Here is a 26,364-nt window from a genome sequence, read left to right on the forward strand (position 1 = left end):
CGGGGCCCCAGAACAGCGCGACGCGGAACGCGCCTTCGCTCCCGCACGGCGCGAGCGCCTGGTGCCGCGGTGGCCCTTGCCGGCGTCCGGCGCGGGCTGCGAGGCGGCAGCGCTCCGCGTACGGCCCAGCCCTTACACGCCCGGCAACGACGGAAAGGACGTCCATGACCATGACTCTGGCTCCCCCGATCCGCATCGGGAAGGCCGCCGTCGGGGCCCTCGGCATGCTGGCAGTCGCCACCGGTGCCCTGGAGTCGGTGGTGACGCCGACGCTCCCGCTCCTGCAGCGCGAGCTGGACATGAGTCCGGCCGAAGGGGCCCTGCTCAGCGTCATGCTCCTCATCACCGGCGCGCTCGTCACACCCGTCGCAGGCAAGTTCGGCGACCGCTACGGCGGAAAACGTGTCCTGATCCGGCTGATGGTGGTGGTCTGTGCCGGTGGCCTGGTGTCCGCCCTGGCGCCGAATCTGCCCGTGCTGCTGCTCGGCCAGGTACTGCAGGGAGCGATGGTGGGCGCGCTGCCCCTGTCGTTCATCCTGGTGCGCAAACACCTTCCCGCGGGAGAGTCGAAGGTGGCCATCGGGGTGGTCAGCGGGCTGTTCGTGGGCGGCGGGATGGCGGGGACGCTGTCGGCCGGGCCCGTGGCCGAAGGGCTGTCCCGGCACTGGATGTTCGCGCTGCCGACGATCGCGGTCATCGGTGCCACCACGCTGGTGAACAGGCTGATGCCGCAAGACCCGCCGGGCCGGTCGGACGACACCGGGGTCGACTGGCCCGGCCTGGTCCTGTTGAGCGGGACGCTGGTCACGCTCATGTTCACGCTCGCGCTGGCGCCCGACATCGGCTCGCAGCCACTCGTGTTCGGCGCCCTCATCGTGGTGCTGGCCGCCTTCGTGACCGGCTGGGTGGCCGTTGAGCGTCGTGCGACCTCGCCGATGGTCGATCCGCGCATGCTGGCACGGCCCGCGATATGGACGTCATGTGTGCTGACGTTCGTGATCTGCGTCGGTACGTCGGTGGCGGTCTATCTCGTCCCGCAGCTGTTCGCGGTGCCCGCCGACGACTACGGTTTCGGGGCCGGCGCCACCGAGATCGGCTTCTTTTTGCTGCCCGGCGCCGTGGCCGCGTCGCTGGCCGGGCCGATCAGCGGGATCGGGGCGCGGCGTTTCGGCTCGCGTGCCGTGGTCACCACCGGGATCGTCATCATGGCCGCCGCCCTGACCGCCCTGGCGGCCGCACACACCGAGGTGTGGCACCTCGTCATCGGCAAGGCGATGATCGCGCTTGCCAACGGCCTGTGCGTCACGGCGATGGTGACCAGCACCGCCACATCCGTCGATCCACATGACACCGGCATCGCCACCGGCCTGGTCCTGGTGACGCGCGTGATCGGCTTCGCCGTGGGGTCACAGGTCAGTGGCGCGATCCTCACCGCCGGGACCCCTTCCGGATCGGATGTCCCGGCCGAATCGGCCTTCGTCGCCGGCTTCGTCATAGCCGGCGCCGTCACGGCCCTGTCCCTGCTTGTCGTCCGGACCATGAACAAAGGAGTCGAGGAATGACCCGCACCGATCTGTCGAGCAAGAGCCGTACCAGGCCGAGGCGCAAGGTCCTGATCTCCGGGGCCGGCATGGCGGGGCCCGCCCTCGCGTTCTGGCTGAACCGCTACGGATACGCGGTCACGGTGGTGGAGAAGGCGGCCACACTTCGCAGCGGCGGCTACCCCATCGACGTACGCGGCACCGCACTCGAGGTCGTCCGGAGGATGGGAATCCTGCCGCGACTGCGGGAAGCCCACATCGACTTGCGCCGGCTGACCTTCCTCGACGGGGACGGCAGCGAGGTGGTCTCGGTCAGCCCGCACGCCGTCACCGGCGGTGTCGCGGGACGGGACCTGGAGGTGCGGCGCGGTGATCTGACCGACGCCCTCTACACGGTGGTCCGTGACGATGTGGAGTTCTTGTTCAACGACTCCATCGACACCCTCGACCAGTCCGCCCACGGGGTCGATGTCACCTTCCGCGGGGGCGGCAGGCGTACGTTCGACATGGTCTTCGGCGCGGACGGACTGCACTCACACACCCGGGAGATGCTGTTCGGCCCCGAAGAGCAGTTCCACCGGTATCTCGGCTACTGCTTCGCCGTGTTCACCCTGCGCAACACCTTCGGGCTCTCCCACGAGACCGTGATGTGGAACACCCCGGGCCGGGCCGCGGCCCTCTACGCCGTGGGGGACGACGACGAAGTGCACGCCTTCCTCAACTTCGCCCAGCCGGAACCGCCGTTCGACACACTCCGCGACCCCGAAGCCCAACGGGCCCTGTTCGCCGGGGTGTTCGCCAACGCGCAATGGGAGGTCCCGGGCATGCTGGCCGCCCTGCGCGACGCCGACGACGTGTTCTTCGACGGGGTCAGCCAGATCCGTATGCCCCGCTGGTCCAGCGGCAGGGTCGCGCTGGTGGGCGACGCCGCGTACGCGCCCTCGTTCCTCACCGGACAGGGCACCAGCCTCGCCCTCGTCGGCGCTTACATGCTCGCCGGTTCCCTGGCCGACCGGGACCACACCGCGGGCTTCGCCGCGTACGAACACGACACCCGTGAGTTTGTGACCGTGAACCAGGGGCTGGTCGGCGAGGGCGGCACCACACTCTTCCCGACCACCGCCCGGGCCCTGGAGCAGCGCAACGACAGGCTGCGCAAGCTCAGCGCGATGCCCTCAGCGGAGGGACGACCGGCCCATTCGGCCCTCACCCTGCCCGAGTTCAAGCCCATGACGTGAGCCCGGGCACACACACCGACGACGGGCGTCACCGGCGGCCGGGACCGGCGGCCCGGACCAGCCTTCCGCGGCCCGCTCTCCCGGCTGGAGAGCGGGCCGCGGCCGCCCCCGGAACCGCCGCTCCCGCCGGCCCGGCTCCACGTGCTCAACGGCCATCAACGCCCGGACGGACACCCCGGGTTCACAACGGCCCAGTGACCTCGCAGAGCGCGCGGCACCGGGCCGTTGCCGCCGCCGTCGACCGAGCCGCAAAACGCTCCCGCCCGTCCGGGGTCACCAGGGGACGACGCCCTCGTCGTCGAAGAAACCGCCGCGCGGTCCGTCGTCCGGCAGGGTGGCCAGCCGGATGGCGATGGCGGCGCCCTGCTCGGGTGTGCGTGGCGCGTTGAAGCCCGTGAAGTCGGTCGCCACATAGCCGGGGCAGGCGGCGTTCACGATGATGTCCGTATCGGCGAATCGACGGGCGTACTGTGCCGTGATGCTGTTGAGCATGGACTTCGACGGTGCGTACGCGCCCATGATCGGGCCGGTCTGCAGCGTCAGTGAGCCCATGTTGGTCGACATGTTGACGATGCGCGGCGAGGCGGCGCGGCTGAGCAGCGGGAGCATCGCGTTCGTCACCCGGACGACCCCGAACACATTGGTGTCGAGGACGGTGCGGACGACGTCCAGGTCGAGCGTCGTCGGATCCTGCGCGCCGCCGTCGAACCGGCCGGAGATGCCCGCGTTGTTGACGAGCACGTCGAGCCGTCCTGCCGTCTGCTCGATCGTCGCCGCCGCGGCGGCGACGCTGTCGTCCGAGGTGACATCGAGGGCGACCCCGAACGCGTCGACGCCTGTACCACGCAGGCGCTCGACGGCCTCCTCACGCCTGGCGTCGTCGCGAGCCCCCACCGCGACCGTGAAGCCGATCGCCCCGAGACCCTGTGCGATGGCGAAACCGATTCCCTTGTTCGCGCCGGTGACCAGCGCGGTCTTCGTGTCGTTCACTCGGTCATGCTCGGCGAGCCGCGCATGTGGCGTCCAATACCCGATCAGCCCGCTGTGATACTCGCCGGGTATCAGCCGTAAGCTGCTTGCGTGGACGACCTCGAAACCCGCGAGCTTCGGTACTTCGTCGCCGTCGCCGAGGAACTGCACTTCGGACGCGCCGCCGATCGGCTCGGGATCGCACAGCCGCCGCTGTCGCGTGCGATCAGCCGGCTGGAGCAGCGGCTCGGTGTCCCGCTCCTTGACCGGGACCGTCGTGGTGTGGCGCTCACCGATGCCGGCCGGGTGCTGCTTCGGGAGGCCGGAGCGGCCCTCGACGCGGTCGCGGCCGCCGCGCGCCGGACACGGCGTGCCGGGGATCCGAAGCGGCCGCTGGTGCTGGCGACGAAGGCCGGGGCGTCCCACGAACTGCTGCGACGGCTCCTCGGCACGCATGCGAGCGAGCCCGGTGCGGCACCGGTCGAGGTCCTCCTGTGCGAGGTGGGCGAGCAGGCCGGGCTGCTCCGCGACGGGCACGCCGATGTGGCGCTCATGCACCGCCCGTTCGACGATCTCGCCGGGTTCGACACCGAAGACCTCTGCGTCGAGGGCCAGGTCGCGATCCTTCCCGCGGGACATCCGCTCGCCTCACGCGACCAGCTCACGCTCGCGGACGTCCGCGACGTACCGGACCTGCCGATCGCCCGGTGGCCCCGGCTCGACGGGTCCTACCCGGACGGGCCCGGACCGGAGGTGCGCACCCAGTCGAAGCTCGCCCAACTCGTGGCGCTCGGCAAGACATTGCTCGTCATCCCAGCCTCCAGCCGAGCCTGGCAGTGGCCCGAACACATCGCGGTACCCGTCGTCGACGCGCCGAACGTCACCACGGTGATCGCATGGCCGCCGGCCAGTCGCTCCCTGGCGGTCGCCGCCCTTGTCCGCTCAGCGGCCGGGCTCGACGGCACCGCGCTGCGTTCCTGACGCGAGACACCGCGGTCGTAGCGCCCGCGTGCGCCGGCGGTCCGGCTGCCGCATGCCGGGACAGCACTGCCACACCGGCTCGGTGCGCCGCTCGCCGCCCAGCTGGCCCCGCGCCTGGTGCCGGCTCCCGTGACGGGAAGGACCCGGACGACGGCGGGTGACCCGTATGCCCGTCCAGGTCGAAGCGGATGCTGATCGACTGAATCCGGCGGCGAGTGCGGACCGCTCCAGGCGCGAGCCGACGCGCGCGGTCGCATCGGGCGCACGGTAAACGCCGGCTCCACGAGCTGCCGGGCCCACCGGCACGCCGCCGGGGCACACCGGGACGGCCAGGCCCAGAAGGAACCACCTTGATCAGCCCAGCAGATCCCGTGAGCCGCGATGAGTCCTGCGGCGTCCGGCGGTCGTAGTGTCGAACCCGTCACCGAGGAGGACCTCTGATGCGCAGCGTGACCTATTCGATGAACGTCTCACTGGACGGCTATATCGTCGGGCCGGACGGCGGCTTCGACTGGACGGGGCCCGACGAGGAGATCTTTCGCTCCTGGATCGACGAGATCCGAGCGGTCGGCGCCCACCTGTTGGGACGACGGCTGTACGAGACGATGCTGTACTGGGAGACCGCCGACCAGGACCCCTCGCTCGACGACTCAAGGCTTGAGTGGACCGCGCTCTGGAAGCCGCTCCCCAAGGTGGTGTTCTCCACCACGCTGTCGGCGGTGCAGGGCCATGCCCGCCTGGCTTCCGGCGGCCTGGCGGAGGAGATCGAGCGGTTGCGAGCCGAGCCGGAAGAGGGCGGCATCGCGATCGGCGGGGCGACTCTCGCCGCCGAGGCGGCCGCGCTGGGTCTGATCGACGAGTACCGGGTCAGGGTCTACCCGGTGCTGGTCGGCGGTGGCATTCCGTTCTTTCCCCAGCACGAGCGCCGGGCGGATCTCGAACTCGTCGAGACCCGCACCTTCAGCTCGCGAGTCGTCTACCTCCGCTACCGCGTGGCACGCTGAGCCTCGTCTCATCCGGTGCGCTCGATGGTCCGAGCCTGTGCTGACCATGGAACGCCGGAGCGGACGGTGAGTGTGATGAGCGGTGTGTCCGGTCGGGTATAGTCGACCTTGGTCAGGCCGCTTCAACTCCGGTCGGCCGCTGGTGCGTTGGTGGTCCAAGGAAAGACGTCCCGCTTCCTGCGGGGAGATGCAGGTGCAAGGCCTGCCCGGCGCTCGATCGTAGGGGGGTTGTCCGCGCAGTGCGGACAACCCCCTACGCTTTGCCTGTCACACGTGTCCGTCCCGGTGGACTCGGCGGCGTCGAGTACGACACGTTGCTGCTTGTCTGCGGCGTTGCAGGCGTCCGGGCCCGAAGCCGGCCGGGCCCTCTGCGCTGCCGATCCTCTTCGTCCTCGGCGTCTTCAGGCGGCTGGGGTGAGTTCGGCGCGGCCGAAGAGAAGCGCGTAGCCGTAGGGGAGCCGGCGCAGGATACGGGTGAGCAGCTCGGGGCCGGCCGACGCGGCGACGGCGACGAGAACGGAACCGGTGTCCCAGCGGGTGGTGGCCGGGGTGGCGCCGCTGCGGGCGGCGAGGTCCTTGACGAAGGCCCAGCCGGTCAGGGGCTGGGTGTCGGGGATCTGCTCGGTGAGGATGCGTGCGGCTTGACGGGGCAGGCGGGCGGCCAGTTCGACGCGTTCGTCGCCGGTCAGCTGGCGTCCGAGTCCCGCGACGACCAGGCGGACGGCTTCCTCGGCGCGTTCCCGGGTGGGGTAGGCGCCTTCGTAGCGGACCTTCTCCAGCATCTGCTCGTACGTCATCGCGGGCAGGTGCTCAAGCGGTGCACGCTGGTCGGACATCACTGCGGTGCTTGCCTTTCTGTCGCTGGTGCCGACGCCCCGCGGGGCGGGGGCGAGGGCACCGGGTGGGGGAGTGGTCAGATGGGCCGGGGGTGGCCGAAGAGCAGGTCATAGCCCGCGGGGAGCTGGAGCAGGATCTGGTTGAGGAGGTCGTCACCGGCGGCGTCGGCGACCGTGCTGAGGACGGCGCTGACGTCCCAGGCCGCGGTCTGCTCGGTGGCCCCGTCGATCCAGGCCGCGGTCGCCCGTAGGAACCGCTCTGGTGGCAGCGGTTCGGTGGCCTGCAGCGGGTTGAGCAGGATCAGGGCGAAGTCTTCCGGCAGGCGCGCCGCCAGCTGGGCGCGTACCTCGCCGACCAGGTGTGCGCCCAGCAGGGCGAGAACCACGCGGGCTGCGCGTTCTGCCTCCTGCTCACTCGGGTACTCGCCGCGTTCCTTCACATGGCCGAGGAATGCTTCCCGTCGCAGGGTCACGTCGGCCGCCACCCTTCTTCGGTTTCTCTGCTCCGGTGGGGCGGAGGACGGGTGAGGGGGAGATCAGGTACCCGTCCTCCGCCGTCGGCCGGCCGCTGTCGCCCGGGTCAGCCGGAGATCTCCTTGCGGGAGGATCCCCCGCCGATGGCGATCTTGCGGGGCTTGGCGCGCTCGGCGATCGGGATGCGCAGGGTGAGCACCCCGGCGTCGTAGTCGGCCTTGATGTTCTCGGTGTCCAGCGTGTCGGCCAGCACGAGCTGCCGGGAGAAGACGCCCAGCGGCCGTTCCGACAGCTCCATCTGTACGTTGTCGGATTTGGCCGTGGGCCGGCGCTCGGCCTTGACGGTCAGCATGTTCCGCTCGACGTCGATGTCGATCGCCTCCGGGCTCACCCCCGGCAGGTCGAAGGCCACCACGTACTCGTCACCCTCGCGATAGGCGTCCATGGCCATCGCGGACGGCCGGGACCAGGTGCCCGGGCCCATCAACTGCTGAGCCAGACGGTCGAGTTCGCGGAAGGGATCGGTGCGCATCAACATTGGAAAACACCTCCAGAGGGTCGGGCAGTGTGTGCCAATGCGCCTCACGGAACCGTTGTAACATGTCATCCAGTCGATGACAAACCCTTGCTGTCATCGAATCGACGACATGCCGAGGAGGTGTCCATGACGGCAGCCGGCCCCCCGGCCTCTTCCAGCGACGACGCTCAGAGCCCGGTTTCCTTCCTCGCCGCCGCGGCGGCACTGGAGGCCATCGACCACGCCTTGCGCGCCGCCCAGGACGAGACAGGCGGTGCCCCCGGCAGAGCGGGTCCGGGCCCGGAGCAGGCCCTCGCCTCCCTGTTGTTGCTGCGGCAGGTGCGTGAGCAGCTCGCCGGCTGGGAAACCGGCCTGATCGAAACGGCCCGCCGCGCCGGCGCCAGCTGGGCCGACCTCGCCCACCCGCTCGGCGTCGCCAGCCGCCAGGCCGCCGAACGCCGCTATCTGCGCAACCGGCCCGGCCCCGCCGGAAGCACCGGCGAACAGCGTGTCCAGGCCACCCGCGAACGCCGCGCCGCCGACCGCACCCTGTCCAGCTGGGCCCGCCGCAACGCCGCCGACCTGCGCCGTATCGCCGGCCAGATCACCGCCCTCACCGACCTGCCCGGCGCTGCCCGCCTCCCCGTCAGCCAACTCGATCAGGCACTCGCCCAGGACGATCCCACCGCCCTCGTCCGCCCCCTGAACGCGACCCGGCCCCATCTGGCGACCGTCCACCCCGACCTCGCCGCCCGACTCGACACCCTCACGAACTCCGCCGAAACCGCAATAGCCGCCTTGGACTGACCGATGCGCACACTCTGGCGGCATCGGAGCCACGGGCCTCCGCCAACATGACGTCGCCGGTCACAGGGCTGGTGCGACCGGTGCTCAGGGCGCTCACGCTGGTCATGGGCGGCTGTCCGCAAAACCCGTTGGCAAAACCACGGCAGCCACTGCTACGTTTCCGGAGGCCGTGCAAGAGAGCGAGGAGGTGGTACCCGTGAACGTATCGACATGGGTGCTCCCCTCCGGGGTCACGGTCGGGCGATAGGTCGTCCGGGAGCGCCGTTCCATGGCACTCCCGAAAGGCACGACCATGCACTTCACTTCCGAACAGCGTCTCGACGACGCTGTCCTGGAGCGCGAATTCACCCTCGGCGAGATCCCCGGCATCCTCTGGACGCCCAGATCCGCGTCCGCACCGGCGCCGCTGATCCTGCTCAGCCCCCCTCCTCTCGGGCTGCGCAAGGCGTACCTCCGGCTGGTGGCCCGGGCCCGGCACGCTGCGGCGGACGGCTTCGCCACCGCCACCATCGAGCTGCCCGGAAGCGGCGACCGGCCCCGTTGGCCCGCCGCCGAGCAGGCCCGCGCCGACCTGCGCCGGGCCATGGAGGCCGGCGAGCCGGTCACCGACGAGATCATCGACGCCCTTATTCTTCCCCTGGTCGACAAGGCGGTCCCGGAATGGCAGGCCGCCCTGGACGCCCTCCTTTCGCTGCCCGAGATCGGCGGCCCGGTCGGGTTCTCGGGGGGAGTGATCTCCATCGGGACCCGGCTGGCGGTGGTCGAGCCGCGCATCTCGGCCGCTGTTCTGTTCGCCGGGAGCTTCGTCCCTCGCGCCATGTTCGAGGAGGCCCGCCAGGTCACCATTCCTCTGCACGTCCTGCTGCAGTGGGACGACGAAGGGAACGACCGGCAGGCGGCCCTGGACCTGTTCGACGCCTTCGGCTCCAAGGAGAAGACACTGCACGCCAACATGGGCGGGCACACCGGCGTCCCGCAGTTCGCGGGGGACGCCGCGGCCCAGTTCTTCACCCGACACCTGAAGTGACGCCGGGCCGTCGGGCCACCAGCGGACGGTAGCCGTGTCGGCCAGGATGCTGCCCATCCAGGGACAGCTCCCGGCCCTCCTCGGCTCCTTCCACCACGGGCCCCTGCCAGCCTCTCGGCAGGGGCCCGTGCCGCCCGAAGCCATGAACTGCTGAACCGTGGGTGACCGCGGTGGCCGGGCGGCCGGTTGTCCGGTCGTATTCGGTTGCATTCAGCCAGGTCGGAAGAACGCGAGGCCGTCGCCGTTGAGCAGGGTGCCGTCCGGCTGGAGAAGACGTAGGTCCTGGCCTTCACGACGGGCAATCGCGTGGAACTGATCGATCAGGCCGGCTTCCCGCATCGCCCGCTGCCCGGTCCTGGAGTCCAGATCAAGCATGCCGCCCTGACCGCGCGCGTCGCGCGACGGCTCACGTTCGTACACGACGGCGTCGATGCCGTTCACGTGCAGCACACGGGCAAGGGCCAGGCCGCCCAAGCCGGCTCCCACGATGGTGACGGTCGCGCTCACCAGGCCCCCTCCTCGCCCGTCCTACCGACCGGTTCCGGCCCGCTGACTAGCCGGTTCACCGGCGCAGCCGGGGTGCGAGGACCGTGCGTACGGCCTTGGCCACCTTGCTCGCGGGGGACCCGTCCTCTTCGCCGGGTTCCGGTTCCAGCATGCGCTGGATCTGCCCCAGCAGCTGGTTGGTCGACCGCCAGAGCGGGACGAACATGCCGGCCACCGGCCCGACGCCCTGGATCGGGCCGCCGGACAGCTCGGTGACCTTCTTGGCGATCGTGACCGTTGTCGGGTCCCGCAGGATCAGGTGCACCTCATCGTCGACCAGCCGGATCTCCATCCTGCGCGCGGCGACTTCCTCCGGGTTCGCGTCCGTGGTCGTCTCCGGATCCAGTTCGTCGATCTTGGCGGCGACCGCGTCCGGGTCGACCCCGAGGTCGCGCAGCACCCTGGCCGCCATGCTGTTCTCCGCCCGCAGCATCGCCTCAAGCAGGTGATGGCTGCCGACCGGTGCGCCACCGGCCAGCGCGCCGGCGGTGGACATGGTGTCCTCGGTGGCGGCTGTGCCGGCCGGCCACGGACCGGCCGTCACATCCTGCGATCCCTCCACCGATGCCAGCACCGCGGCGCGGATCTTGCCGATCGGACGGATCCGCTCGGCAAGCACCTTCGCACCGACGCCCTCACCTTCCCTGACCAGGGCGAGCAGGATGTGTTCCGTTCCGATGTCGTGGTGGTGCAGCTGCTGCGCCTCGCGCAGGGCGAGCTCCAGTGTCTTCTTCGCGCGCGGCGCGAACGGGATATGGCCGGTCAGCTCCTCCGTGCCGGGCTTGACCACGGCGGCGATATCGACCTGTGCCGTCTCCTTGTCGTACCCGAGCTGGTGCAGAACGTTCGCCGCCCTGCTGTCCGGCACATCCAGTAGCCCCAACAAGATGTGCTCCGTGCCGATGTGGTCGTGCTTGAGCAGCCTCGCCTGCTCCTGGGCTGCGACGACCGCCTGCCGGGCCTTCACCGTGAACCTTTCAAAAGTCATGGTTCCATGGTCTCAACCGTGTCAATACACTGTTATTGATAGGGTCACCATGCTGAAGGGAGGGTGTGATGGAGACACCGTCGGACTGGGAGGACCGGCTCGCGCGCTGGCGGAATGAGCTGGAGCTGTTCGAGCAACTGGAGGAGACACCCTGGGTCACGCTGGCCAAGGCGGAAGCCGAGACCGGCGTTTCCCGCTCGGCCCTACGGTCCTGGTACCGCAACGGCGAGATCCAGTCCCGGCTGGTGGACGGCCCGAACGGGCCACAGCGCCTGGTCCGGCTGGACGCGGTGGTCGAGCGCGCCGCCGCGTCACCGCGCATTCAGCGCAGAGCGGAGCGAGAAATCAGCCTGGAAGCCCAAGTCACCCTGCTACGGCACCGGGTGGACCAGCTTGAGCTGCGGCTGGCCGCGCTGGAACGGAAGTGACCGGCACGAGCAGCACCGTGCCCTTGGCCCGGGCCGGTGCCATCGTCGCCGGATCCGCCCGCTCGTCCACGACCAGGGCGTATGGCCGGTCCGGCGGCACCCGGTGGGGGAGCGGGGCGGCACCGAGCCGGGAGTGGTGAGCGGGGCACAGCCGAGGCCCGTGCCGCCCAAAGCAACATGTGTTTCAGCTGCGCCTGCTCCGGCGTCGGTGTCGGCGTCGGCGTACAAGGCCACGCCCGGCGCCCAGCCCGTCCGCGCCGAGGAAAACCCGTCCGGCGTGAGCGACCGCAACTGCTGCCCGGTGGGGCTGCCCGCGACCGCCTCCTTCGGGTACCGCGGCCGCCCGTCGAGTTCGATCACCTCGTCCCTCGGGGAATCGGCCGGCGCCGGCAGCGCGGGCCTGACATGGCGCCTCACCACTCGTCGCCGCTGCCGCACACCTTCCGTTGAAGCAATGCCACGCAACTGACACTGACCGTGGGGCCGTTGTCGTTTCGTCTCGGCTGGCCGCGCCTCTCTGGACTCACCCACCCGCGCGCGGGCCGTTCGCGGGGGGCTGCTCTTGTTCCGGGGCAGCGCGTCCCGATACTTCATGTCCCCGCTGCGAGCATTGAGCTTCGTACGTCAGGTTCCGGAGATGCCGCAGGCCGTGGTTGCGCCCGCAGGTCGAGCTCCAGGTGGACTGGCCCCGGGGTGCCGGTGGCTCGGGTAGAGCCGCGTCGTCGGGCCCGCGCTCTGGGGGAGTCGCTATGACCCGGCCGCCGGGCCGGCGCATCGGGTACGGCTCCCGTTCGGTTCCGGTGGCCCGGTGGTGATCGGGGAGTGGGCCGGCGGTGCGACTGCCCGCTGGGCGCTGTGTCCGGTGGCGAGTGGGGTGTGGGCGTCGGGCCGTTGGCGTAGCAGCCCGGGCTTTGGCCGGAGGCTGGGGGAGCGTCGTCTCACGGTTTGATTGCGCGTCCGCGTACGAGGGGCAGGAGGATCTCTTCCACGATCTCCGTCAGTACCTCGTCGGGGACCTCGGGCAGACCGCGTACGGCGTATTCGCCGCGCAGCAGCATCATCGGGACCGATGCGACGCGCGGGTGCACCGCGGAGGACGCCGCCTCGCCGCGGGCCGCGGCGCGCTCCAGCAGGGTCAGCCACGCGGCGTCCGTGCTGCTTCCCCCGGCCTGTTCCCGTAGCAGCGTGAGCAGGTCCGGCTCGTCGGCGGCTGCCGCGAGCAGATCGCGCAACACGGCACCCTGCGGTGACGACCAGGTCGTGTTCGCCGCACGCAGGAGCGCCAGCGCGTCGCCGCGCAGCGTGCCGGTGTCCGGGATGTGCAACTGCGCGTCGGCCAGGTGGCGGTAGGCCGCGATGCCCAGCGCCGGGCGGGACGGCCAGCGCCGGTAGATCGCGTTCTTGTTGGTGGCCGCGCGCTGCGCGACACGGTCCATCGTCATGCCCGTGTAGCCGACGGTGCGCAGTTCTTCGGCCGCCGCCTTGAGGATCGCGTCCTCCAGCGCCGCACCCCGACGCCGGGTCGCGGTGCCCCGCTGCTGGTCAGACACCATCGTGGACCTCTCTCCCCCAATAGGGTACTCTCCGTACCCTAAAGCGGGGCACGGGTCGGACGGATGGGAGCAGCGATGCGCGCCTTCGGCATCAACTACGACACCGGTTTCACCTCCGGCGGGACCACGACCCACGAACCGTTCCTTGCGGACATTGTCCGGCGTGAGATGAGGGTGATCCGCGAGGACTTGCACTGCGACGCGGTCCGCATCACAGGAGGCCACGCCGACCGCCTGGAGTCCGCCGCGCGCGCCGCCGCCGACGCCGGACTGGAGGTCTGGTATTCGCCCTTCACAAACGGCCTGACGCAGGACCAGCTCCTGGCGTGCCTGCTCGACGCCGCCGAACGCGCCGAGTGCCTGCGGTTGAGCGGCGCGCGCGTGGTCTTCCTCACGGGCTCCGAGATCACCTTGTTCACCGACGGCTTCCTGCCCGGCGACACATTGCAGGAACGGTCGGCACACCTCGCCGACCCACCCGCGTTCCGCGCCCTGCTCCCACAGATGCACACCGCACTCAATGCGTTCCTCGCCCGAGTCGTCACCGAGGTCCGCGCTCGGTTCGGCGGTCCGGTCGGCTACGCGTCCCTCGCCTTCGAAGGCGTCGACTGGACGCCGTTCGACATCGCGGCGACCGATGCCGGCTACCGCGACGCGACCAACGCCGACACCTTTCCTGACGCGCTGCGCGCGCAGGTGGCGCAGGGCAAGCCGCTCGGCGTCACCGAATTCGGCTGTGGGACCTTCCGTGGCGCCTTCGAACTCGGCGGACGGGGGGACTCCGTCATCGAGTGGGGCCAGAACGCACGGCCGGTGAAGATGGCCGCCGGGACGGTACGCGACGAGCAGGAGCAGGCCTCCTACCTCCGGGAGATGCTCGACCTCTATGACGCGGCCGACGTGGACGCCGCGTTCGTCTACACCTTCGCCCGCTGGGACCTGGCGACCACAGACCTCCATGACCCTGAGCGTGACTTCGACGCGGCCAGCTTCGGCGTGGTCAGGGTCCTGCCGCCCGGCGCGGCGGAAGGAACGTATGCGGAGCTGGGGTGGGAGCCCAAGGCCGCCTTTCACGTCATGGCCGCGTTCGGCCAGGCCCGCAAGCAGGCTGCCCGAGCCTGAACCTCAGGTGCCGGCCCTGTACCGCACAGCCCACGGAGCAGCCTCCGCCGGTCGGCGACGAGCAGCCTCCGCCGGTCGGCCACATCGATCGACGGGGCCGCACACGGGAGCAGTGCCGGCCCGCTTCGGTGCCGTTCAACCAGCGCTGCCGGGCTGCGCGCACAGAGCTTCGCCGACCACAACGACTGCCGTGACCTGCCTCGGAGTTGGCGTCCACCGGCCGCACGCCGCCGCTCTGCCTCCGGGCCAACGACTGTGCCTTCCGCGACGCCCCGCTGACGCCCGGTGGCAACGCCCGCTGAGCCACCGCCATGATCGACGGTCGGCAAGATTGTCCAGAAACTACCCAACATGATGCTGGAAGCAATCTTTCCAGCGAGGGATATGGTCCTGCCGCGGGTTTGCGGACAGGCCGCCGGCGATGGGCACGGACATGAATTTGCCGACTTCCAGGCTCGGCGGAAGAGAGCGTAGGGCACATCTCAGATCCCAGGAGGATCCACGATGACAGAAAGTACTTCACATTCCACTCCTGCTGGTAAGCCAAGTCGTCGGGACATCCTCAGGGTGGCGACCGCGGTGTCGGGTGGAGCCGCCCTCGGCCTCTCCGTGCCGGCCAGAGCCATGGCTGCCGGGCGAGGGCCGAATGCCACCAGGACCCTGGTCGGGGCGATTCGCTGGGACGCCTGGGTGGGCCGAGATTCTCACTACGGGAGCGGCGTGAACCGCACGCTGTCCCCGGACAAGTACCACTTCCGGCTGCCGTTCTATGCCGACATCACGGTTCCGCGGCCGGTGCTGATCGACCAGAGCTTTGACAGGGGAACGACCGGTGCGGCTCCTGCCGGTTGGGACGTATCGGCCCCTCCGGGTAGCGAAGCGTCGGTCGTTGAGGTGTCCGGCAGAACGGGCAAGTCCGCGCGTCTGCGAAGCTCCGCCGAGTCAACGGCGACGATGGCCCACGCGTTCTCCGCGCAGAAACGTGCCGTCACCGTGCAGTGGCAGTGGAAGGAGACAAACGCCGGCAAGGGGGCCCTCGCCAGCCTGAGCGGCGGTTCGTCTGTCGCCGTCGACCTGGCGACCCGAGGCGACACCGGCACCAAGGAACTTGTCTATCGCGCGTCTGACGGCACTTGGAAGGTTGTCCAAGCCATCGAGGACGACAAGTGGTATTCGATCAAGATCATCATCGATCCCGCGCCGCCCGAAGGTGCCGCACCATTTGTCGATATCTTCGTGGACGGAATACGGAAGGTGCGCAATGCGGCGTTCCGCAGTTCCACGACAGTGCTCGACACTCTCGTCTTCGGCACCAGTGAGGGATCGCCTTGCGACCTCTACATCGACGACGTCAGCGTACGGGTGACCGAGTCGGTCAACAGCGATGCGACGCTCCAGGGCGTCATGGATCAGGAGATCCGATACGCCAAGAAGGCCGGAATCGACTACTGGGCTTTCGTTTATTATCCGCAGCAACCGCTGGCGCGAGCCAGAGATCTGTACCTTTCCAGTGAACACAGGAACGATGTCAACTGGTGCGCCATATTGGATGGCAACTTCACCGGCAGCTATGCCACGAATCTTCCACGCCTCGTGGCGCAGTTCAGTGAACCGAACTACCAGCGAGTGCTCGGCGGCCGGCCACTCGTGTACTTCTTCACCACTGCCACGGCGGACTGGGTCACAAAGATGAGGGCCGCTTGTTCACAGGCCGGGCTGCCTGATCCGTACATCGTGGCCATGGCGTGGACCGCGCAGAGCGCAGCCAGTGTCAAGACCGCCTCGGGCGCCGATGCGGTGAGCCGCTATGCGACTGGAGAGCAAAATGGCCAGCCGTATTCTAACCTCGCCGACGCGGAAAGCAGCCTGTGGGATCAGTACGCCACTGCGGCAGGAGATGTCATCCCGACCGTTTCGACAGGTTGGGACAAGCGTCCACGGTATGACTACCCGCTTTCCTGGGAACCCAATTACACGGGGTTCAAGGACGAGTGGACACAGCAGGCGACGCCCAAGGAAATCGCAACACACCTACGACGGGCCGTGAGTTGGAACAACGCTCATCCAGACAGTGCGCCGGCCAACACGGTCCTCATCTACGCCTGGAATGAATTCGATGAAGGCGGCTGGATATGCCCGACGCTGTTCGAAATCAAGAAGGCGGGCAGGCCACTACGTCTCGACGCCATCGCGAAGGTACCTCGAACCTGTGTCGGAACACCGAAGTGAGCGGCCTTCTGGAGATCTTTGACGGCTGAGGGCATGGCGGGTTGGAGGTCGAGTCCGGTCTTGGCGATGAGACCCTCGACGAGGCGGGGTCGGTACCGCATGCGTTTCAGCCACAGAAGCGGACTCTCTTCAACGAAGAACGCGCCTTCAATCCGCCCGCCACCGTCAGCCACGGGAAGCCGCCCGGCCGCGGATGCAGCAGACTCCACACGTGCCGGCGCACCCGCGCCCGCACCTTTGCGATCGCCGCCAGGGCCGCCGCAGTCAGGGCGTTGTGCGCGGAGGCCTTGCAGTCGGTGGCGTTGCCCCACCGGTTGGTGAAGTAGTCGTTGAAACGCTTGAGGCCGCCGCCACCGTTGTAGTGGTCCTTCACGGCATCGACGATGGTCTTGCCGCCACTCACGGCTCGGGCCAGGAGGCACCCGTCGGCATCCTCGATGAGGTCGTTGAACCCGAACGACGAGTTGACCCCGGGTACGGCGAGCTTGGCGTGGGCGAACTGCAGAGGGTCAGCCCTCGGAGTTGCGCCAGTCGGCCCAGAACGTCATCAGGTCACCTGCCCAACCACCGACATCGCCCCCGTTCGCGGACTTCTTGGGCCTCGCCGATCTCGTCGTCAGCGACCGACACCAGCGGCCGTATCTCGCCAAGCCGTTCAGCGGTCTTGCCCACCCCGATCCCGTGGTTGCGGGCCGTGTTTCGGGTTGCCGAGGGCGACCCGGATGATCACTGGTCGGCTGACTGGGGGATCTATGGGCTGCCCTGTCCACCGAGTGGCCTTGTCCGGCCGAAGCGGTCGTGGTCGGCCAGGACTTCACCGATCACGCGCTGGCTGGCCGCGGCCTGTTCCTGATCGGTGTCGATGCACTCGGTCAGGGTCAGCAAGGATTTCCACAGTGCCCAGCCCCGGGCCCGGGCCCAGGTGTCGTCGTCCTGCCCGACCGCGCGTCGGAACGCCTCCCTGCTCTCGCCGGAGAACATCCCCCACGCGATCGCCAGATCGCAGGCCGGGTCGCCGATGCCCGAGGTGCCGAAGTCGATGACAGCTGTCAGTCTCCCGTTCGCCACCAGCAAGTTGCCGGCGGCGATGTCGCCGTGGAACCACACCGGTGCCCCACGCCACTGGGCGGCAAGGGCAGCTTCCCAAACGGCGGCGGCCCGACCGGTGTCGATACGGTCCTTGAGGGTGACCAGGCAGCGGCGGGTATCATCGTCATAGTGAGCCGGCGACACCCCGCGGAACCCGCTGTGCTCTCCGGCGAGCGGGCCGCCAGTGATGGCGCAGCGCTGGAGGGCGAGGATGAACTCGGCTACCGAGACGGCGAACTGCGATACGTCGTCGATGTGCCCTCGGTCGGCCCTCTCACCAGACAGCCAGCCGCGAACGGACCAGGGGAAGGGGTATCCCTCGCCCGGAGTGCCCATCGCCAGGATCGGTGGGACCGCGACGGGCAACGACGGCGCCAGCCGGGGCAGCCAATGGTTCTCTTTGGCGACTGCGGGGGCATAGCCGGGGGCGGTGGGCAGGCGCGCTGTCATGTCGTCGCCGAGGCGAAAGGTGCGGTTGTCCCAGCCGTCAACCTCCACCGGAGTGACAGGCATGCCGCTCCACTGAGGGAACTGCGCAGCGATCAGACGTTTCACCAGAGCGGCGTCGATTCCGGCGCGGCCGTCGGGCGGAGTCGTAACCATCCAGCGATGATCGCCCAGGCGATCTTCCGGGGCAACGGATTATCGAGCTGTCGGGACACCGGAGGATCCACCGTCAGTGGTGCCGCCGACTCCAGTCATCCGTGCAGCCGACTTCAGAGGCTGACAGGAAGCTGCACGACGGTAAACACCATTTCTCCCTTGCCATAGACAACGGGGCCGCTTCACGTAGCGGCCGGAGAACGTCACCGCAGGTGACGGATCAAGCCGGCCATGGACAAGGGGGCTGCGCCGGCGGCTCGGGCCCGCGGGCGCGGAAGGTTCCATTGATCAACGGCGCCGACCGCAACGTTGTGGTGGTTCGTCGAGGACGTGTGGGGCCAGTTCGACGACGACCACAGCCGCCCAGGCGCCCCCGCTGTCTCCCTCCGAGCGGAAGAACGCCGACGGCTCCTCGCGCCGGGTGGGCGACGGCGCCCTGCGCGGCGGGCTCAAGGACGCGGCCAAGACACATCTTCCGGGGTGGGCGAGAAGCTGACGCCACATGTCCTGCCGTACTTCTGCGCGTCCCAACTCCACAGAAACCGGCTGGACTTGCTCGCAATCCTCCTGAGTGGGCCGGGTACGGGCTGGGACCTGCACGAGTACCGTGACTCCGCCCTGACCCATCTCGGCGAACAGGGGGCCTTGCTGTTGATGCCGATGGCGAAGTCCCGGCTCAAGGAGCCGGAGAACGTCCGCCGCTGCTTCAAGCCGTCCCCGAGGCGATCTCCGAGCTGACCAGCCTGCTCGCTCCCGGCGACGCCCGCCGTTGACCGCCTGCGCCAGCAAGGGAAGGCCGCGCGGGCGGCCGGCCGTTCAGCGTGGAATCACCCAGTCCGGCGTCCAGGTCCCGGCCGCGTCGTGAGCGGCCGCTGTGGCGGCGAGGTGGGCCCGCAGCGTGGTCAGTGCCGGGTGGGGGTTGTCGCGGTGCCAGAGGAGTGAGTGCGGGTAGACGGGTGTCGGGTCGGTCACCGGGATGCGGCGCAGCCCGTGGTCGGCGGGCCAGACGAGGCGGGTCTGCTCGCTCATGAAGGTGGCCAGGGCCGGGGTGTCGGCGATGGTGTCGAGGAGCGCGTCGGAGCCGAAGTTGGGGCCGGTCGCCTCGATGGTGAGGCCGAACTCGGCGACGAGGTCGTCGTAGTAGGCGGCCCATTCGCTGCCGGGGTGGATGCCAGGCATCCAGATGCGGTGTCCGGCGAGCTGGGCGAGGGTCACCGAGCGGGCGCCCGCCAGCGCGTGGGCGGGGCCGGTCATGAGCTGGAGCGGCTCGTCGAGCACCCGGACGGACTCGATGTCCTCGGGAAGGGGCCGGCCGGGCGCAGCGACGGCACGGAAGGACGCGTCGATCGCACCGGAGCGAATGGCGGCGACGGCCGTCTCGATGTCGAGCAGCATCAGCACGTCGAGGTCGATCTCGGGGTGCGCGTGATGGAAGCCGCGCATCAGGCCCGACGCCGCGCCGCGTGAAGAGATCATGTCGACGCGCAGGGGACGGCGGTCGGTGCGCACGGACGCGACCGTGCGCTCGGCGACACGCAGCAGTTCGCGCGCGTGGGGCAGGAACGCCTGCCCGTCGATGGTGAGTTCAGCGCCGCGTGGGGCACGGGTGAACAACCGCACGCCGAGACTGCGCTCCAGCGCGGCGATGCGCTTGGAGACGGCCTGCTGGGTGATCGACAGGTCGACGGCGGCCCTCTGGAACTGGCCCGATTCCGCGACGGCGACGAAGGTACGTACTGCTTCGAGATCCACGCCGACCACCTTAGTGAACAACCAATAGTTGTGGCTGCCTGGCAGGTCAGTTGTTTGACCTGCTGTTGTCCTACTCACTTAGCTCCTGATGATCAACAGCTGTTTGTTCGGGTGGGACTTCAAAGGGAGCGCGCTGAGCACGATGGGCAGAAGACCGTTGGGCCGGCAGTTCGGCTGGCTGTGGGCGGCGTATGCGGTGCGCGCGTACGGGTCAGGGCTGGGGTTCGGGGCATTGCCGCTGATCGCCGTACTGGTGCCGCGTGCCGGACCCGCCGAAGTGTCCGCGGCCTGGACGCCGGCTCCGGAGGCGGTCCTTGTCCGCCGGTTTCTCTGTCGGAGCGGCTGCGTGCGCCCCTCCCCGCAACAGCGATCAGAGCGGCGTCTGACCAGCGGCGTGCGCGAGGAGACGTCCCGCGGTATCGCGGTGGGCGAGTCTGCCGGGCAACTGGTCAGGCGACTGGGCGGATCCGCATCTCCCGTGAGATCGCGCGCGACCGAGGCCGGGATCGTCACCGCGCCGCGTCCGCGGACGAGGCTGCCGACGCGGGCGTTCCGCCGGAGATGCTGTCGCCCTCCACTACTCGGTGATACCGTATAGTGGTACTCGGTAGTACGCAGTACCGGCAGGGCTGGGGAGGACCCGCGATGGACGACCTGACGGAGATGCTGAAGGGCACGCTCGAAGGGTGCGTGCTCGAAATCATCGCCAGCGAGGAAACCTACGGGTACGCCATCACCCGTCAGCTGAACGAACTCGGCTTCGCCGACGTCGTCGAGGGGACGGTGTACACCATCTTGCTGCGACTGGAGAGAAACGGACTCGTCCAGGTGACGAAACGACCATCCGGGGTCGGCCCACCGCGCAAGTTCTACGCGCTCAACGACGCCGGACGCGAGGAACTGGCGAAGTTCTGGGCGAAATGGCAGTACGTCTCATCACGCATCGACAAGCTCAAGGAGGGCGGGAGATGAACTTCTGGGAGACCATCACGGGCAGCGATCTCACCAGGGAATGGAAGGCGTTCGAAGCCAGGGCCGAGGCCCTGCCGGACGACTACCGGGCGGCGTGGGAACAGATCAAGGGCCATCTCTTCCCCTATGCGGGCTTCACCGGCCGCAACCTGATGCCGATCCTCGACGCCGCCCTGGGGCTGCTCGAAGAATCAGCGGCGGACGGGCAGGGCGTCCATGAGGTGCTCGGCGACGACGTCCGAGGCTTTTGCACGGCGCTGGCCGGCGGAGCAGGGGCCCGGACTTATCGCGACCGGTGGCGCGAGCAGTTGAACAGGAACGTCGCAAGGAAACTGAGCCGGCTGGGAGGCTGACATGAGCATCCAAGACATCATCGAGGGCAAGAAGCAGTGGCGGGCGCACGTGGCTCGGGTCAAGGCGCTCCCGCCGGACTACCAGATCGTCTACAAGGAGATGCAGAGGTATCTGTTCAAGGTCGGACCGGTCGACCTGCCTGATGGGCCCCTGCTTCCCGGGATCGTCGACTTCTTCGAGGAGGGCGTCGCCGCGGGCAAGGGAGTCTTGGAACTCATCGGCAACGATGTCGCCGCGTTCTGCGACGACTTGGTGAAGGACTCTCCCACCTATGCGGACGTCTATCAGGAATCCCTTAAAGGGGAACCCGGCACGGCCGAGAAGTAACACCCGCCGCACCATGCCGGCGGCGCAGCCCGCCCGTGCGCTTCGTTCGCGTCGGCGCAGTGCGAACAGGCGCCGGCCGACCGGCCACCAGAGGCTGCCGCAGATCCTGACCACCGAGGTGGTCGAGCAGGCCGGCGAGACCTGGCTCAGGAAGTTGATGTGCTGCATGATTGTTCGCGGTGCGGCGACGCCACCGACGTGGCCCGTGATCTCGCCGACGGCACGAATCACCACCTGGCCCCGCTCGGACACGATCAGCACCTGGCCCCGCTCGGACACCGTCGTCTGGGCCGCCGTCGGCCGGTTGTAGTGGTTTGCTTGGGAGCGGTCCTGGCGGGGGTGGCTGTGCCGCTGCTTTTCAGGGTGGCCGGAGTCTGTTCGGAGGGGTGCAGGGTGGCAGGGTCGGTTCCGAGGCGGGCGGCGGCAACGCCGGCCGATGTGATGCGGGCGCGGGCCGAGACGGCGATGAGCCTTCCAGCTCCGCTGGTGGCACTGTGGAGCGTGCGGGACGGCCTTCTCACCGAGTCCGGTGTCGCGGTGTACTCGGCAGCGCACATCGGTGAACGCAACGCGACTTACGAAGTCGCGCAGTATGCACCGGGTTTCCTCCTCGTCGGCGATGACAGCGGTGGCCGCGGATTCCTCCTGCGTGCCGATGACCCGGACTCCGCCGTGTTCTCCTCCGGTCTGGGCGATCTGCGGCCTGCGCACTTCGACGTCGTGTCCGCGGACTTCACGTCCTGGATCGAATCGCTTGGTCCTTGACCTTCTGCTGACAAAGGGCACCCTCGGGTTCGCTTGCCGGCGCGGGCTGAACGAGACCCAGCGACTGTTCACGACGCTGGTCGTCCGGACAGATCCCCAACTACCTGATCGATCGGCTCGGCAGCGTTGCGGCCTGGCAGACGCCGACGAAACTGCCGGCGTCTGCCAGGCCGCACTCGCTCTTGCAGCGACTGTCCGGACCGTGACCGTGGTCCGTGGACAGTTTCTAGTTGCCGCCGCGGTTCAGCCAGGCGCGGACTGCGCCGCCGTCGTAGACGACCAGATAGTCGGCTCTGCCGTCACCGCTGATGTCGGCGAACTGAACATACTGACGGGGGTAGTTGGACGCGTAAGCCCAGTTGTAGCGGGCCTCGAAGCTGCCGTTGCCGCCGCCACCTCGGTTGAGGAAGGCGTGCACCGAGCCGTCTCCACCGACCTGGAGGTAGTCGGCACGGCCATCACCATCGCCGTCGGCGAAGCGGACGGCTTCCAGAGACGAACCCCGGGTGCCGCCGGCCCAGTTGAGCCACAGTCGCCAGTCCGGAGGCTGTGGCCTGTCACCCAGTTGTGTGCCGTTGGGGTCCCACATGTTTACGTACACATGGACCGCGCCTTCCGCGCCGACCCGCAGGACGTCGGCGCGCCCGTCTCCGGTGACGTCCGCGAATCGGAGGTTGTCCCGGCTGAACGACTCCTCGCTGAACACGGTCCCCCAGTACCGGAATTCAGGCTTGTTGTCCGGCCCCGGGAAGTTGAGGTAGGCCGACACCTTGCTGCTGGAACTGACCAGAAGATAGTCGTCGCGTCCGTCCCCGTTGAGGTCGGCGAACCGCACCTCATCCCCATTGACATCGGTCTTCGGGGTCGAGTCGTTTGCCGGCGTGTAGCTGCCCACGTCCACCCAGTGGGGTTGCCCCGGGGTGCCGACGGTGTTCACCGATGCGCGGAAGCCGCCGTCCGCGGCGATCTGGACGTAGTCGGCCCGCTTGTCGCCATTGAGCTCGGCGATGACCGTGCGGCCCACCCTGGTGCCGTATCCGGGCGCAATCACACCCAGCGCGCGCCATCCCGCACCGAGAGCCGTTTCGCCGGAGCCGATGGGGGAGTCCCCCGGGTCGGTGCCGCCGACCGGAGAGTCCGCCGGGTCACAGCCGGTGGCCGGCTGCTCGGGCAGCGGGGCCTGGATCCAGCCCTTGGAGTCCGCCTGCCGTACAGCGCCGTACCAGGCGTCGGCCATCTTGGCGTACCCCGCGTCCGTGGGGTGTGCGTCGGTCTCCAGCCCATCGCTGACCAGCACCCGGCTCATGTCCACCAGAAGGACATGCTTGCCCTCGCTCTGCAGGTCCCTCACCACGTCGGGCAGCGCCGCGTTGAATGCGTCGATGCGCGGCTGTAGCCCGGCTTTGCCGGTCGGGATGAGCTTGGCGACCAGTACCGTGGCACGTGGTGAGTCCGTCAGCACCTGGTTGATCAGCTTCTTGAGCCGGGTCGGCGCGGTCGGCAGGTCGTAGTCCTGGTTCATGTCATTGGTGCCGGCGTGCAGCGTGACCACATTCGGCTGATACCGCGGCACGCTGCAAGAGGCGAAGGCCGTGATCTCGTCGATCCGCTTGCCCGGGTGACCCTCGTTGTCGCGGTCACTCATCGAGCCGGCCGTCACCGACCCGACGAAGTCAACACTGGGCGCGCCGGCCTTGAGGTAGGCGTACAACTCGTCGCGGTAGCCGTTCCCATCCGAACTCTCCACGCCGTAGGTGATCGAGTCTCCCAGGGGCATCAGCCGCACCTGGGTACGCAGCCCGCCCCAGTCCCTCATCGCTTCGTTGAGGAGTTCTTCCAGTTCCTGGAGCTCGTGGCCGACACGGTCTGCCTCTTCTGCGGCCCCACTTCCGAGCCAGGATTCGACCCACGGCACCTTGGACCTGATCCAGGTACCGATCTTCTTGAAGGCCTCGGCGATATGGGTCTTCGCCCAGGGGGCGAAATACTTCTCCCACAGGACGCCGATGGAGAGTCCGATCAGCCCACCGATGATGATGTCCCTGATCGACTCGGGGGAGCCCAGGTCTTTGGCGAACCCGTGCGCCACGATCGCCGTCACCATGCCGGTGACAGCGCCTTGGAGGGGGGTGCAGATCAGCGGAATAGTCGCTGCGCCCACCCCGGTGGCGGTCAGACCCGAGATGCACACCACCCTGAGGCCGTACCCTGCGGCGTAGCCGATCAGTGAGGCGGCGATGCCCGTCCAGAAGCCGGCGGTGGTGACCTCCCCCTTCGGGACGGTGATGGCCAGGCCGCCGCCGTCGGAGGTCACGTCCACCGTGCCCTGGAAATTCGGCCACTCCGAGGTGTCGACGGTGGTGTTCACCTCGCTGTCCGCGAGCGCGTGTTTGACCGCGTTGCCGAGTCCGCCGTGCTCCCTGATGTCCGCCTGCATCTCCGGCACCATGTCCCGCAAGAGGGCGGGATCCGCGCCGAGGTCCGAGGCGTTGAGGGTGAGGGTGATGTCTCCGTCGGCCGCTGTCACCGGGGATGCCAGACCCAGCAACAGGGCCACCACGATCGATATGGCCATGGCCACCCAGCCGGTCGTTCTTCGCTTGTTCACGCCTACCTCCGTGTCCGGGAGTTGAAGATCCCCACCCCAGTCAAGATCGGCGTGTATCCCCTGCCAACACTCGGCCACCACGGAGTGAAGGCGAACCCACCTGGGCGGCTTGGGTTCTTTCGACCGTGTCCCCGGTGAGAGGGACAAGGCGCCTGCACCAGGACAGGGCGGCGGCGAGTACGAGGAAGCCCAGGCAGCTTGCGGGGATCGCGTTCGTAAGGGGGCTGAGTCCTCCACGACGCGGTACCGGACATCCGCGGACTCGCCCGGAAACCGGGTGCTCAGGGGCTCCTCGGCATGCACCTGGACGGCTACGGCCGCCCCGGCATTCGCGCCACCGCCTACGGACTCGTCTGCCTGGAACTCGAAGCGGTGGACTCACAGGGTGCGCGGGGGCCGACGGGTGGTCGCGGTGTGGCCGACGAGGAGCGCATCCAAGGTCAGGTCACCAGGGCACGACGCCGTTGTCGTCGAACAGCTGGCCGGTCGGGCCGTCGTCCGGCAGGGTCGCCAGCCGGATGGCGACCGCCGCGCCCTGCTCGGGGGTCCGGGTTCCGTTGAATCCGTTGAGGTCGGTGGCCACGTAACCGGGGCAGGCGTTGTTGATCAGGATGTTGGTGCCGCTCAGTTCCTTGGCGTACTGGATGGTGACGGCGTTGAGGTAGGTCTTCGTCGGCGCGTAGGCCCCGCTGATTCCTCCGAGGTCGACGCCGGGCGTGGTCTGCAGGGTCAGGGAGCCGACGTGGCTGGACTGGTTGACGATCCGCGGATGGGCCGAACGACGCAGCAGCGGCAGCATCGCGTTGGTGATCCGGATGACGCCGATGACGTTGGTCTCCACCAGCCGCCGCACGGTCTCGAGGTCGATGGACGTGGGCTCTTCCGGCCAGCCGCCGGCCACGCCGGCGTTGTTGACCAGTACGTCGAGCCGTCCGGCTTTTTCCTCGATCAGTCGGACCGCGGCGGTCACACTCTCGTCGTCGGTCACATCCAGGGGGACACCGAAGGCGTCGGCACCAGTCGCGCGCAGCTTCGCCACGGCGTCTTCCCGGCGCTGTTCATCCCGGGCGCCGACACCGACACTCCAGCCCCGCGCGCCCAGTCCGGCCGCGATCTCGTAACCGATTCCCTTGTTCGCGCCGGTGACCAGCGCGATCGTCTTCTCGCTCATGACAGCGAGCATGCCGGTGCCGCGGCCGGGCACCAACACCGTCTCGGTCATGCAGCGATACCCGAGCGGTATCGATCGTCGTCCGCCGCCGCTAGTGCTGTGGCCGGAAAGGTTTGCCGGAAAGCTCGCGGCGTCCGGTGCGGTGCATCGCAAGGCGGAGCATCGCCCGCGTACTGGATGTACTCGGGTGATGCGACAACGCGGCGTGGGGGCGCCTCCCGGCCGAAGGCTGGGGGAGTGCCGTGCCGGGCGTCGCGAGCCGGTGAACCTTTCCGGTCGCAGCACTAGTAGGGCTCCGTTAGGTGTCATTTGCCGGTTGTGTTCGTCCGGAGGCACGGTGGGTGGATGGACATGCGGCAAGTGGAGGGTCTCCGGTCGGAGTTAGCCGGGTTCGTGGCGGATGTGTTCGCTTCGGTGCCGCGGCGGGATCAGCGGGCGAAGGGTGACTGCTACCTGCGCGGGT

25 protein-coding genes and 5 pseudogenes are annotated in these 26,364 nt (G+C 68.8%); 16 read left to right on the plus strand and 14 right to left on the minus strand.

Annotated elements, in window-relative coordinates:
* Window positions 1-164 precede the first annotated feature (164 nt).
* Both ABT245_RS39105 and ABT245_RS39110 read left to right on the plus strand, forming a co-directional pair.
* Entirely contained in the window at window positions 165-1,562 is a 1,398-nt protein-coding gene (locus tag ABT245_RS39105) for an MFS transporter (protein ID WP_351743777.1), read from the plus strand.
* Window positions 1,559-2,779, plus strand: a complete 1,221-nt coding sequence (locus tag ABT245_RS39110; RefSeq protein ID WP_351743780.1) for an FAD-dependent monooxygenase — start codon at window positions 1,559-1,561, stop codon at window positions 2,777-2,779. The genes ABT245_RS39105 and ABT245_RS39110 overlap by 4 nt, the downstream gene beginning before the upstream one ends.
* A 273-nt stretch (window positions 2,780-3,052) precedes the next feature.
* On the opposite strand, the gene ABT245_RS39115 is transcribed toward ABT245_RS39110, so the two are convergent.
* Window positions 3,053-3,769, minus strand: coding sequence for an SDR family oxidoreductase (locus ABT245_RS39115; protein ID WP_351743783.1), 717 nt, complete (start codon window positions 3,767-3,769; stop codon window positions 3,053-3,055).
* 90 nt (window positions 3,770-3,859) lie between these two features.
* Between ABT245_RS39115 and ABT245_RS39120 the strand changes: the two genes are divergently transcribed.
* The 3 genes and pseudogenes from ABT245_RS39120 to ABT245_RS39125 all read left to right on the plus strand — a co-directional run bounded on the left by ABT245_RS39120 (window position 3,860) and on the right by ABT245_RS39125 (window position 5,733).
* On the plus strand, window positions 3,860-4,729 hold the full coding sequence (locus ABT245_RS39120; RefSeq protein WP_351743785.1) for a LysR family transcriptional regulator: 870 nt from the start codon (window positions 3,860-3,862) through the stop codon (window positions 4,727-4,729).
* 225 nt (window positions 4,730-4,954) lie between these two features.
* Window positions 4,955-5,053: pseudogene (locus tag ABT245_RS46345) on the plus strand (IS5 family transposase); the annotation flags it as partial.
* 116 nt (window positions 5,054-5,169) lie between these two features.
* Complete coding sequence (locus ABT245_RS39125; RefSeq protein WP_351743788.1) at window positions 5,170-5,733, plus strand: dihydrofolate reductase family protein; 564 nt, start codon at window positions 5,170-5,172, stop codon at window positions 5,731-5,733.
* A gap of 401 nt (window positions 5,734-6,134) precedes the next feature.
* Here ABT245_RS39125 and ABT245_RS39130 read toward each other — a convergent pair whose 3' ends face one another.
* The 3 genes from ABT245_RS39130 to ABT245_RS39140 all read right to left on the minus strand — a co-directional run bounded on the left by ABT245_RS39130 (window position 6,135) and on the right by ABT245_RS39140 (window position 7,581).
* Window positions 6,135-6,569 (minus strand): DUF2267 domain-containing protein, encoded by a 435-nt coding sequence (locus tag ABT245_RS39130; RefSeq protein ID WP_502982273.1) that lies wholly within the window; start codon window positions 6,567-6,569, stop codon window positions 6,135-6,137.
* A gap of 77 nt (window positions 6,570-6,646) precedes the next feature.
* Window positions 6,647-7,042, minus strand: coding sequence for a DUF2267 domain-containing protein (locus ABT245_RS39135; RefSeq protein WP_351743792.1), 396 nt, complete (start codon window positions 7,040-7,042; stop codon window positions 6,647-6,649).
* 107 nt (window positions 7,043-7,149) lie between these two features.
* Window positions 7,150-7,581: an Hsp20/alpha crystallin family protein gene (locus ABT245_RS39140; RefSeq protein WP_351743794.1), complete on the minus strand. Its 432-nt coding sequence runs from the start codon at window positions 7,579-7,581 to the stop codon at window positions 7,150-7,152.
* 126 nt (window positions 7,582-7,707) lie between these two features.
* Between ABT245_RS39140 and ABT245_RS39145 the strand changes: the two genes are divergently transcribed.
* Both ABT245_RS39145 and ABT245_RS39150 read left to right on the plus strand, forming a co-directional pair.
* The gene (locus ABT245_RS39145) at window positions 7,708-8,367 is read left to right on the plus strand and encodes a type III effector protein (RefSeq protein WP_351743797.1); all 660 of its coding nucleotides are present in this window, start codon (window positions 7,708-7,710) and stop codon (window positions 8,365-8,367) included.
* A 292-nt stretch (window positions 8,368-8,659) separates the two neighbouring features.
* Window positions 8,660-9,394: a dienelactone hydrolase family protein gene (locus ABT245_RS39150; RefSeq protein ID WP_351743833.1), complete on the plus strand. Its 735-nt coding sequence runs from the start codon at window positions 8,660-8,662 to the stop codon at window positions 9,392-9,394.
* 246 nt (window positions 9,395-9,640) lie between these two features.
* Here the strand turns inward: ABT245_RS39150 and ABT245_RS39155 are convergent.
* Together ABT245_RS39155 and ABT245_RS39160 are read right to left on the minus strand one after the other, a co-directional pair.
* Window positions 9,641-9,901: pseudogene (locus tag ABT245_RS39155) on the minus strand (FAD-dependent monooxygenase); the annotation flags it as partial.
* Between the two features lie 55 nt (window positions 9,902-9,956).
* Window positions 9,957-10,928 (minus strand): Clp protease N-terminal domain-containing protein, encoded by a 972-nt coding sequence (locus tag ABT245_RS39160; RefSeq protein WP_351743799.1) that lies wholly within the window; start codon window positions 10,926-10,928, stop codon window positions 9,957-9,959.
* A 68-nt stretch (window positions 10,929-10,996) separates the two neighbouring features.
* Between ABT245_RS39160 and ABT245_RS39165 the strand changes: the two genes are divergently transcribed.
* The gene (locus ABT245_RS39165) at window positions 10,997-11,356 is read left to right on the plus strand and encodes an excisionase (RefSeq protein WP_351743801.1); all 360 of its coding nucleotides are present in this window, start codon (window positions 10,997-10,999) and stop codon (window positions 11,354-11,356) included.
* Window positions 11,357-12,294: 938 nt separating this feature from the next.
* Here ABT245_RS39165 and ABT245_RS39170 read toward each other — a convergent pair.
* Window positions 12,295-12,909, minus strand: a complete 615-nt coding sequence (locus tag ABT245_RS39170; protein WP_351743804.1) for a TetR/AcrR family transcriptional regulator — start codon at window positions 12,907-12,909, stop codon at window positions 12,295-12,297.
* 75 nt (window positions 12,910-12,984) lie between these two features.
* Between ABT245_RS39170 and ABT245_RS39175 the strand changes: the two genes are divergently transcribed.
* On the plus strand, window positions 12,985-14,031 hold the full coding sequence (locus tag ABT245_RS39175; protein WP_351743807.1) for a glycoside hydrolase family 113 protein: 1,047 nt from the start codon (window positions 12,985-12,987) through the stop codon (window positions 14,029-14,031).
* A gap of 720 nt (window positions 14,032-14,751) precedes the next feature.
* Window positions 14,752-16,260 (plus strand): glycoside hydrolase family 71/99 protein, encoded by a 1,509-nt coding sequence (locus ABT245_RS39180; RefSeq protein WP_351743809.1) that lies wholly within the window; start codon window positions 14,752-14,754, stop codon window positions 16,258-16,260.
* A 106-nt stretch (window positions 16,261-16,366) separates the two neighbouring features.
* On the opposite strand, the gene ABT245_RS39185 is transcribed toward ABT245_RS39180, so the two are convergent.
* The 4 genes and pseudogenes from ABT245_RS39185 to ABT245_RS39195 all read right to left on the minus strand — a co-directional run bounded on the left by ABT245_RS39185 (window position 16,367) and on the right by ABT245_RS39195 (window position 17,952).
* Window positions 16,367-16,765, minus strand: coding sequence for a hypothetical protein (locus ABT245_RS39185; RefSeq protein WP_502982274.1), 399 nt, complete (start codon window positions 16,763-16,765; stop codon window positions 16,367-16,369).
* Between the two features lie 4 nt (window positions 16,766-16,769).
* Entirely contained in the window at window positions 16,770-16,880 is a 111-nt protein-coding gene (locus tag ABT245_RS46350) for a hypothetical protein (protein ID WP_502982275.1), read from the minus strand.
* Window positions 16,849-16,959 (minus strand): annotated as a pseudogene (locus ABT245_RS39190) (site-specific integrase); the annotation flags it as partial. The gene ABT245_RS46350 and the pseudogene ABT245_RS39190, both read right to left, overlap by 32 nt.
* Before the next feature lie 51 nt (window positions 16,960-17,010).
* Window positions 17,011-17,952 carry an aminoglycoside phosphotransferase family protein gene (locus ABT245_RS39195; protein WP_351743814.1) on the minus strand — a complete coding sequence of 314 codons (942 nt, stop codon included), beginning with the start codon at window positions 17,950-17,952 and terminating at the stop codon, window positions 17,011-17,013.
* Window positions 17,953-18,525: 573 nt separating this feature from the next.
* On the opposite strand from ABT245_RS39195, the pseudogene ABT245_RS39200 reads away from it, so the two are divergent.
* Window positions 18,526-18,725, plus strand: a pseudogene (locus ABT245_RS39200) (site-specific integrase); the annotation flags it as partial.
* A 43-nt stretch (window positions 18,726-18,768) separates the two neighbouring features.
* Here ABT245_RS39200 and ABT245_RS39205 read toward each other — a convergent pair.
* Complete coding sequence (locus tag ABT245_RS39205) at window positions 18,769-19,704, minus strand: LysR family transcriptional regulator (protein ID WP_351743817.1); 936 nt, start codon at window positions 19,702-19,704, stop codon at window positions 18,769-18,771.
* Window positions 19,705-19,846: 142 nt separating this feature from the next.
* Between ABT245_RS39205 and ABT245_RS39210 the strand changes: the two are divergent.
* From ABT245_RS39210 to ABT245_RS39230, 5 genes and pseudogenes are all read left to right on the plus strand, one after another.
* Window positions 19,847-20,008 (plus strand): annotated as a pseudogene (locus tag ABT245_RS39210) (MFS transporter); the annotation flags it as partial.
* 341 nt (window positions 20,009-20,349) lie between these two features.
* Window positions 20,350-20,676 carry a PadR family transcriptional regulator gene (locus ABT245_RS39215; protein WP_351743820.1) on the plus strand — a complete coding sequence of 109 codons (327 nt, stop codon included), beginning with the start codon at window positions 20,350-20,352 and terminating at the stop codon, window positions 20,674-20,676.
* Window positions 20,673-21,029: a DUF1048 domain-containing protein gene (locus tag ABT245_RS39220; protein ID WP_351743823.1), complete on the plus strand. Its 357-nt coding sequence runs from the start codon at window positions 20,673-20,675 to the stop codon at window positions 21,027-21,029. The genes ABT245_RS39215 and ABT245_RS39220 overlap by 4 nt, the downstream gene beginning before the upstream one ends.
* A 1-nt stretch (window position 21,030) precedes the next feature.
* A complete protein-coding gene (locus ABT245_RS39225) occupies window positions 21,031-21,357 on the plus strand; it encodes a DUF1048 domain-containing protein (RefSeq protein WP_351743825.1) in 327 nt (108 codons plus the stop codon).
* Window positions 21,358-21,822: 465 nt separating this feature from the next.
* Entirely contained in the window at window positions 21,823-22,122 is a 300-nt protein-coding gene (locus ABT245_RS39230; RefSeq protein ID WP_351743828.1) for a hypothetical protein, read from the plus strand.
* Between the two features lie 226 nt (window positions 22,123-22,348).
* Here ABT245_RS39230 and ABT245_RS39235 read toward each other — a convergent pair whose 3' ends face one another.
* Together ABT245_RS39235 and ABT245_RS39245 are read right to left on the minus strand one after the other, a co-directional pair.
* Window positions 22,349-24,730, minus strand: coding sequence for a GDSL-type esterase/lipase family protein (locus ABT245_RS39235; protein ID WP_351743830.1), 2,382 nt, complete (start codon window positions 24,728-24,730; stop codon window positions 22,349-22,351).
* 445 nt (window positions 24,731-25,175) lie between these two features.
* On the minus strand, window positions 25,176-25,913 hold the full coding sequence (locus tag ABT245_RS39245; RefSeq protein WP_351743835.1) for an SDR family oxidoreductase: 738 nt from the start codon (window positions 25,911-25,913) through the stop codon (window positions 25,176-25,178).
* Window positions 25,914-26,364 lie beyond the last annotated feature (451 nt).

This window comes from Streptomyces sp. NPDC001508, from assembly GCF_040298665.1.
Taxonomy (GTDB): domain Bacteria; phylum Actinomycetota; class Actinomycetes; order Streptomycetales; family Streptomycetaceae; genus Streptomyces.

Excerpts from the sequence above, each read along its gene's own strand:
- ABT245_RS39105 (WP_351743777.1), top strand. The coding sequence starts at position 165 with ATGACCATGACTCTGGCTCCCCCGATCCGCATCGGGAAGGCCGCCGTC.
- ABT245_RS39110 (WP_351743780.1), top strand. The coding sequence starts at position 1,559 with ATGACCCGCACCGATCTGTCGAGCAAGAGCCGTACCAGGCCGAGGCGC.
- ABT245_RS39125 (WP_351743788.1), top strand. The coding sequence starts at position 5,170 with ATGCGCAGCGTGACCTATTCGATGAACGTCTCACTGGACGGCTATATC.
- ABT245_RS39130 (WP_502982273.1), bottom strand. The coding sequence starts at position 6,569 with ATGTCCGACCAGCGTGCACCGCTTGAGCACCTGCCCGCGATGACGTAC.
- ABT245_RS39140 (WP_351743794.1), bottom strand. The coding sequence starts at position 7,581 with ATGTTGATGCGCACCGATCCCTTCCGCGAACTCGACCGTCTGGCTCAG.
- ABT245_RS39145 (WP_351743797.1), top strand. The coding sequence starts at position 7,708 with ATGACGGCAGCCGGCCCCCCGGCCTCTTCCAGCGACGACGCTCAGAGC.
- ABT245_RS39150 (WP_351743833.1), top strand. The coding sequence starts at position 8,660 with ATGCACTTCACTTCCGAACAGCGTCTCGACGACGCTGTCCTGGAGCGC.
- ABT245_RS39160 (WP_351743799.1), bottom strand. The coding sequence starts at position 10,928 with ATGACTTTTGAAAGGTTCACGGTGAAGGCCCGGCAGGCGGTCGTCGCA.
- ABT245_RS39165 (WP_351743801.1), top strand. The coding sequence starts at position 10,997 with ATGGAGACACCGTCGGACTGGGAGGACCGGCTCGCGCGCTGGCGGAAT.
- ABT245_RS39170 (WP_351743804.1), bottom strand. The coding sequence starts at position 12,909 with ATGGTGTCTGACCAGCAGCGGGGCACCGCGACCCGGCGTCGGGGTGCG.
- ABT245_RS39175 (WP_351743807.1), top strand. The coding sequence starts at position 12,985 with ATGCGCGCCTTCGGCATCAACTACGACACCGGTTTCACCTCCGGCGGG.
- ABT245_RS39195 (WP_351743814.1), bottom strand. The coding sequence starts at position 17,952 with ATGGTTACGACTCCGCCCGACGGCCGCGCCGGAATCGACGCCGCTCTG.
- ABT245_RS39215 (WP_351743820.1), top strand. The coding sequence starts at position 20,350 with ATGGACGACCTGACGGAGATGCTGAAGGGCACGCTCGAAGGGTGCGTG.
- ABT245_RS39220 (WP_351743823.1), top strand. The coding sequence starts at position 20,673 with ATGAACTTCTGGGAGACCATCACGGGCAGCGATCTCACCAGGGAATGG.
- ABT245_RS39225 (WP_351743825.1), top strand. The coding sequence starts at position 21,031 with ATGAGCATCCAAGACATCATCGAGGGCAAGAAGCAGTGGCGGGCGCAC.
- ABT245_RS39230 (WP_351743828.1), top strand. The coding sequence starts at position 21,823 with ATGAGCCTTCCAGCTCCGCTGGTGGCACTGTGGAGCGTGCGGGACGGC.
- ABT245_RS39245 (WP_351743835.1), bottom strand. The coding sequence starts at position 25,913 with ATGCTCGCTGTCATGAGCGAGAAGACGATCGCGCTGGTCACCGGCGCG.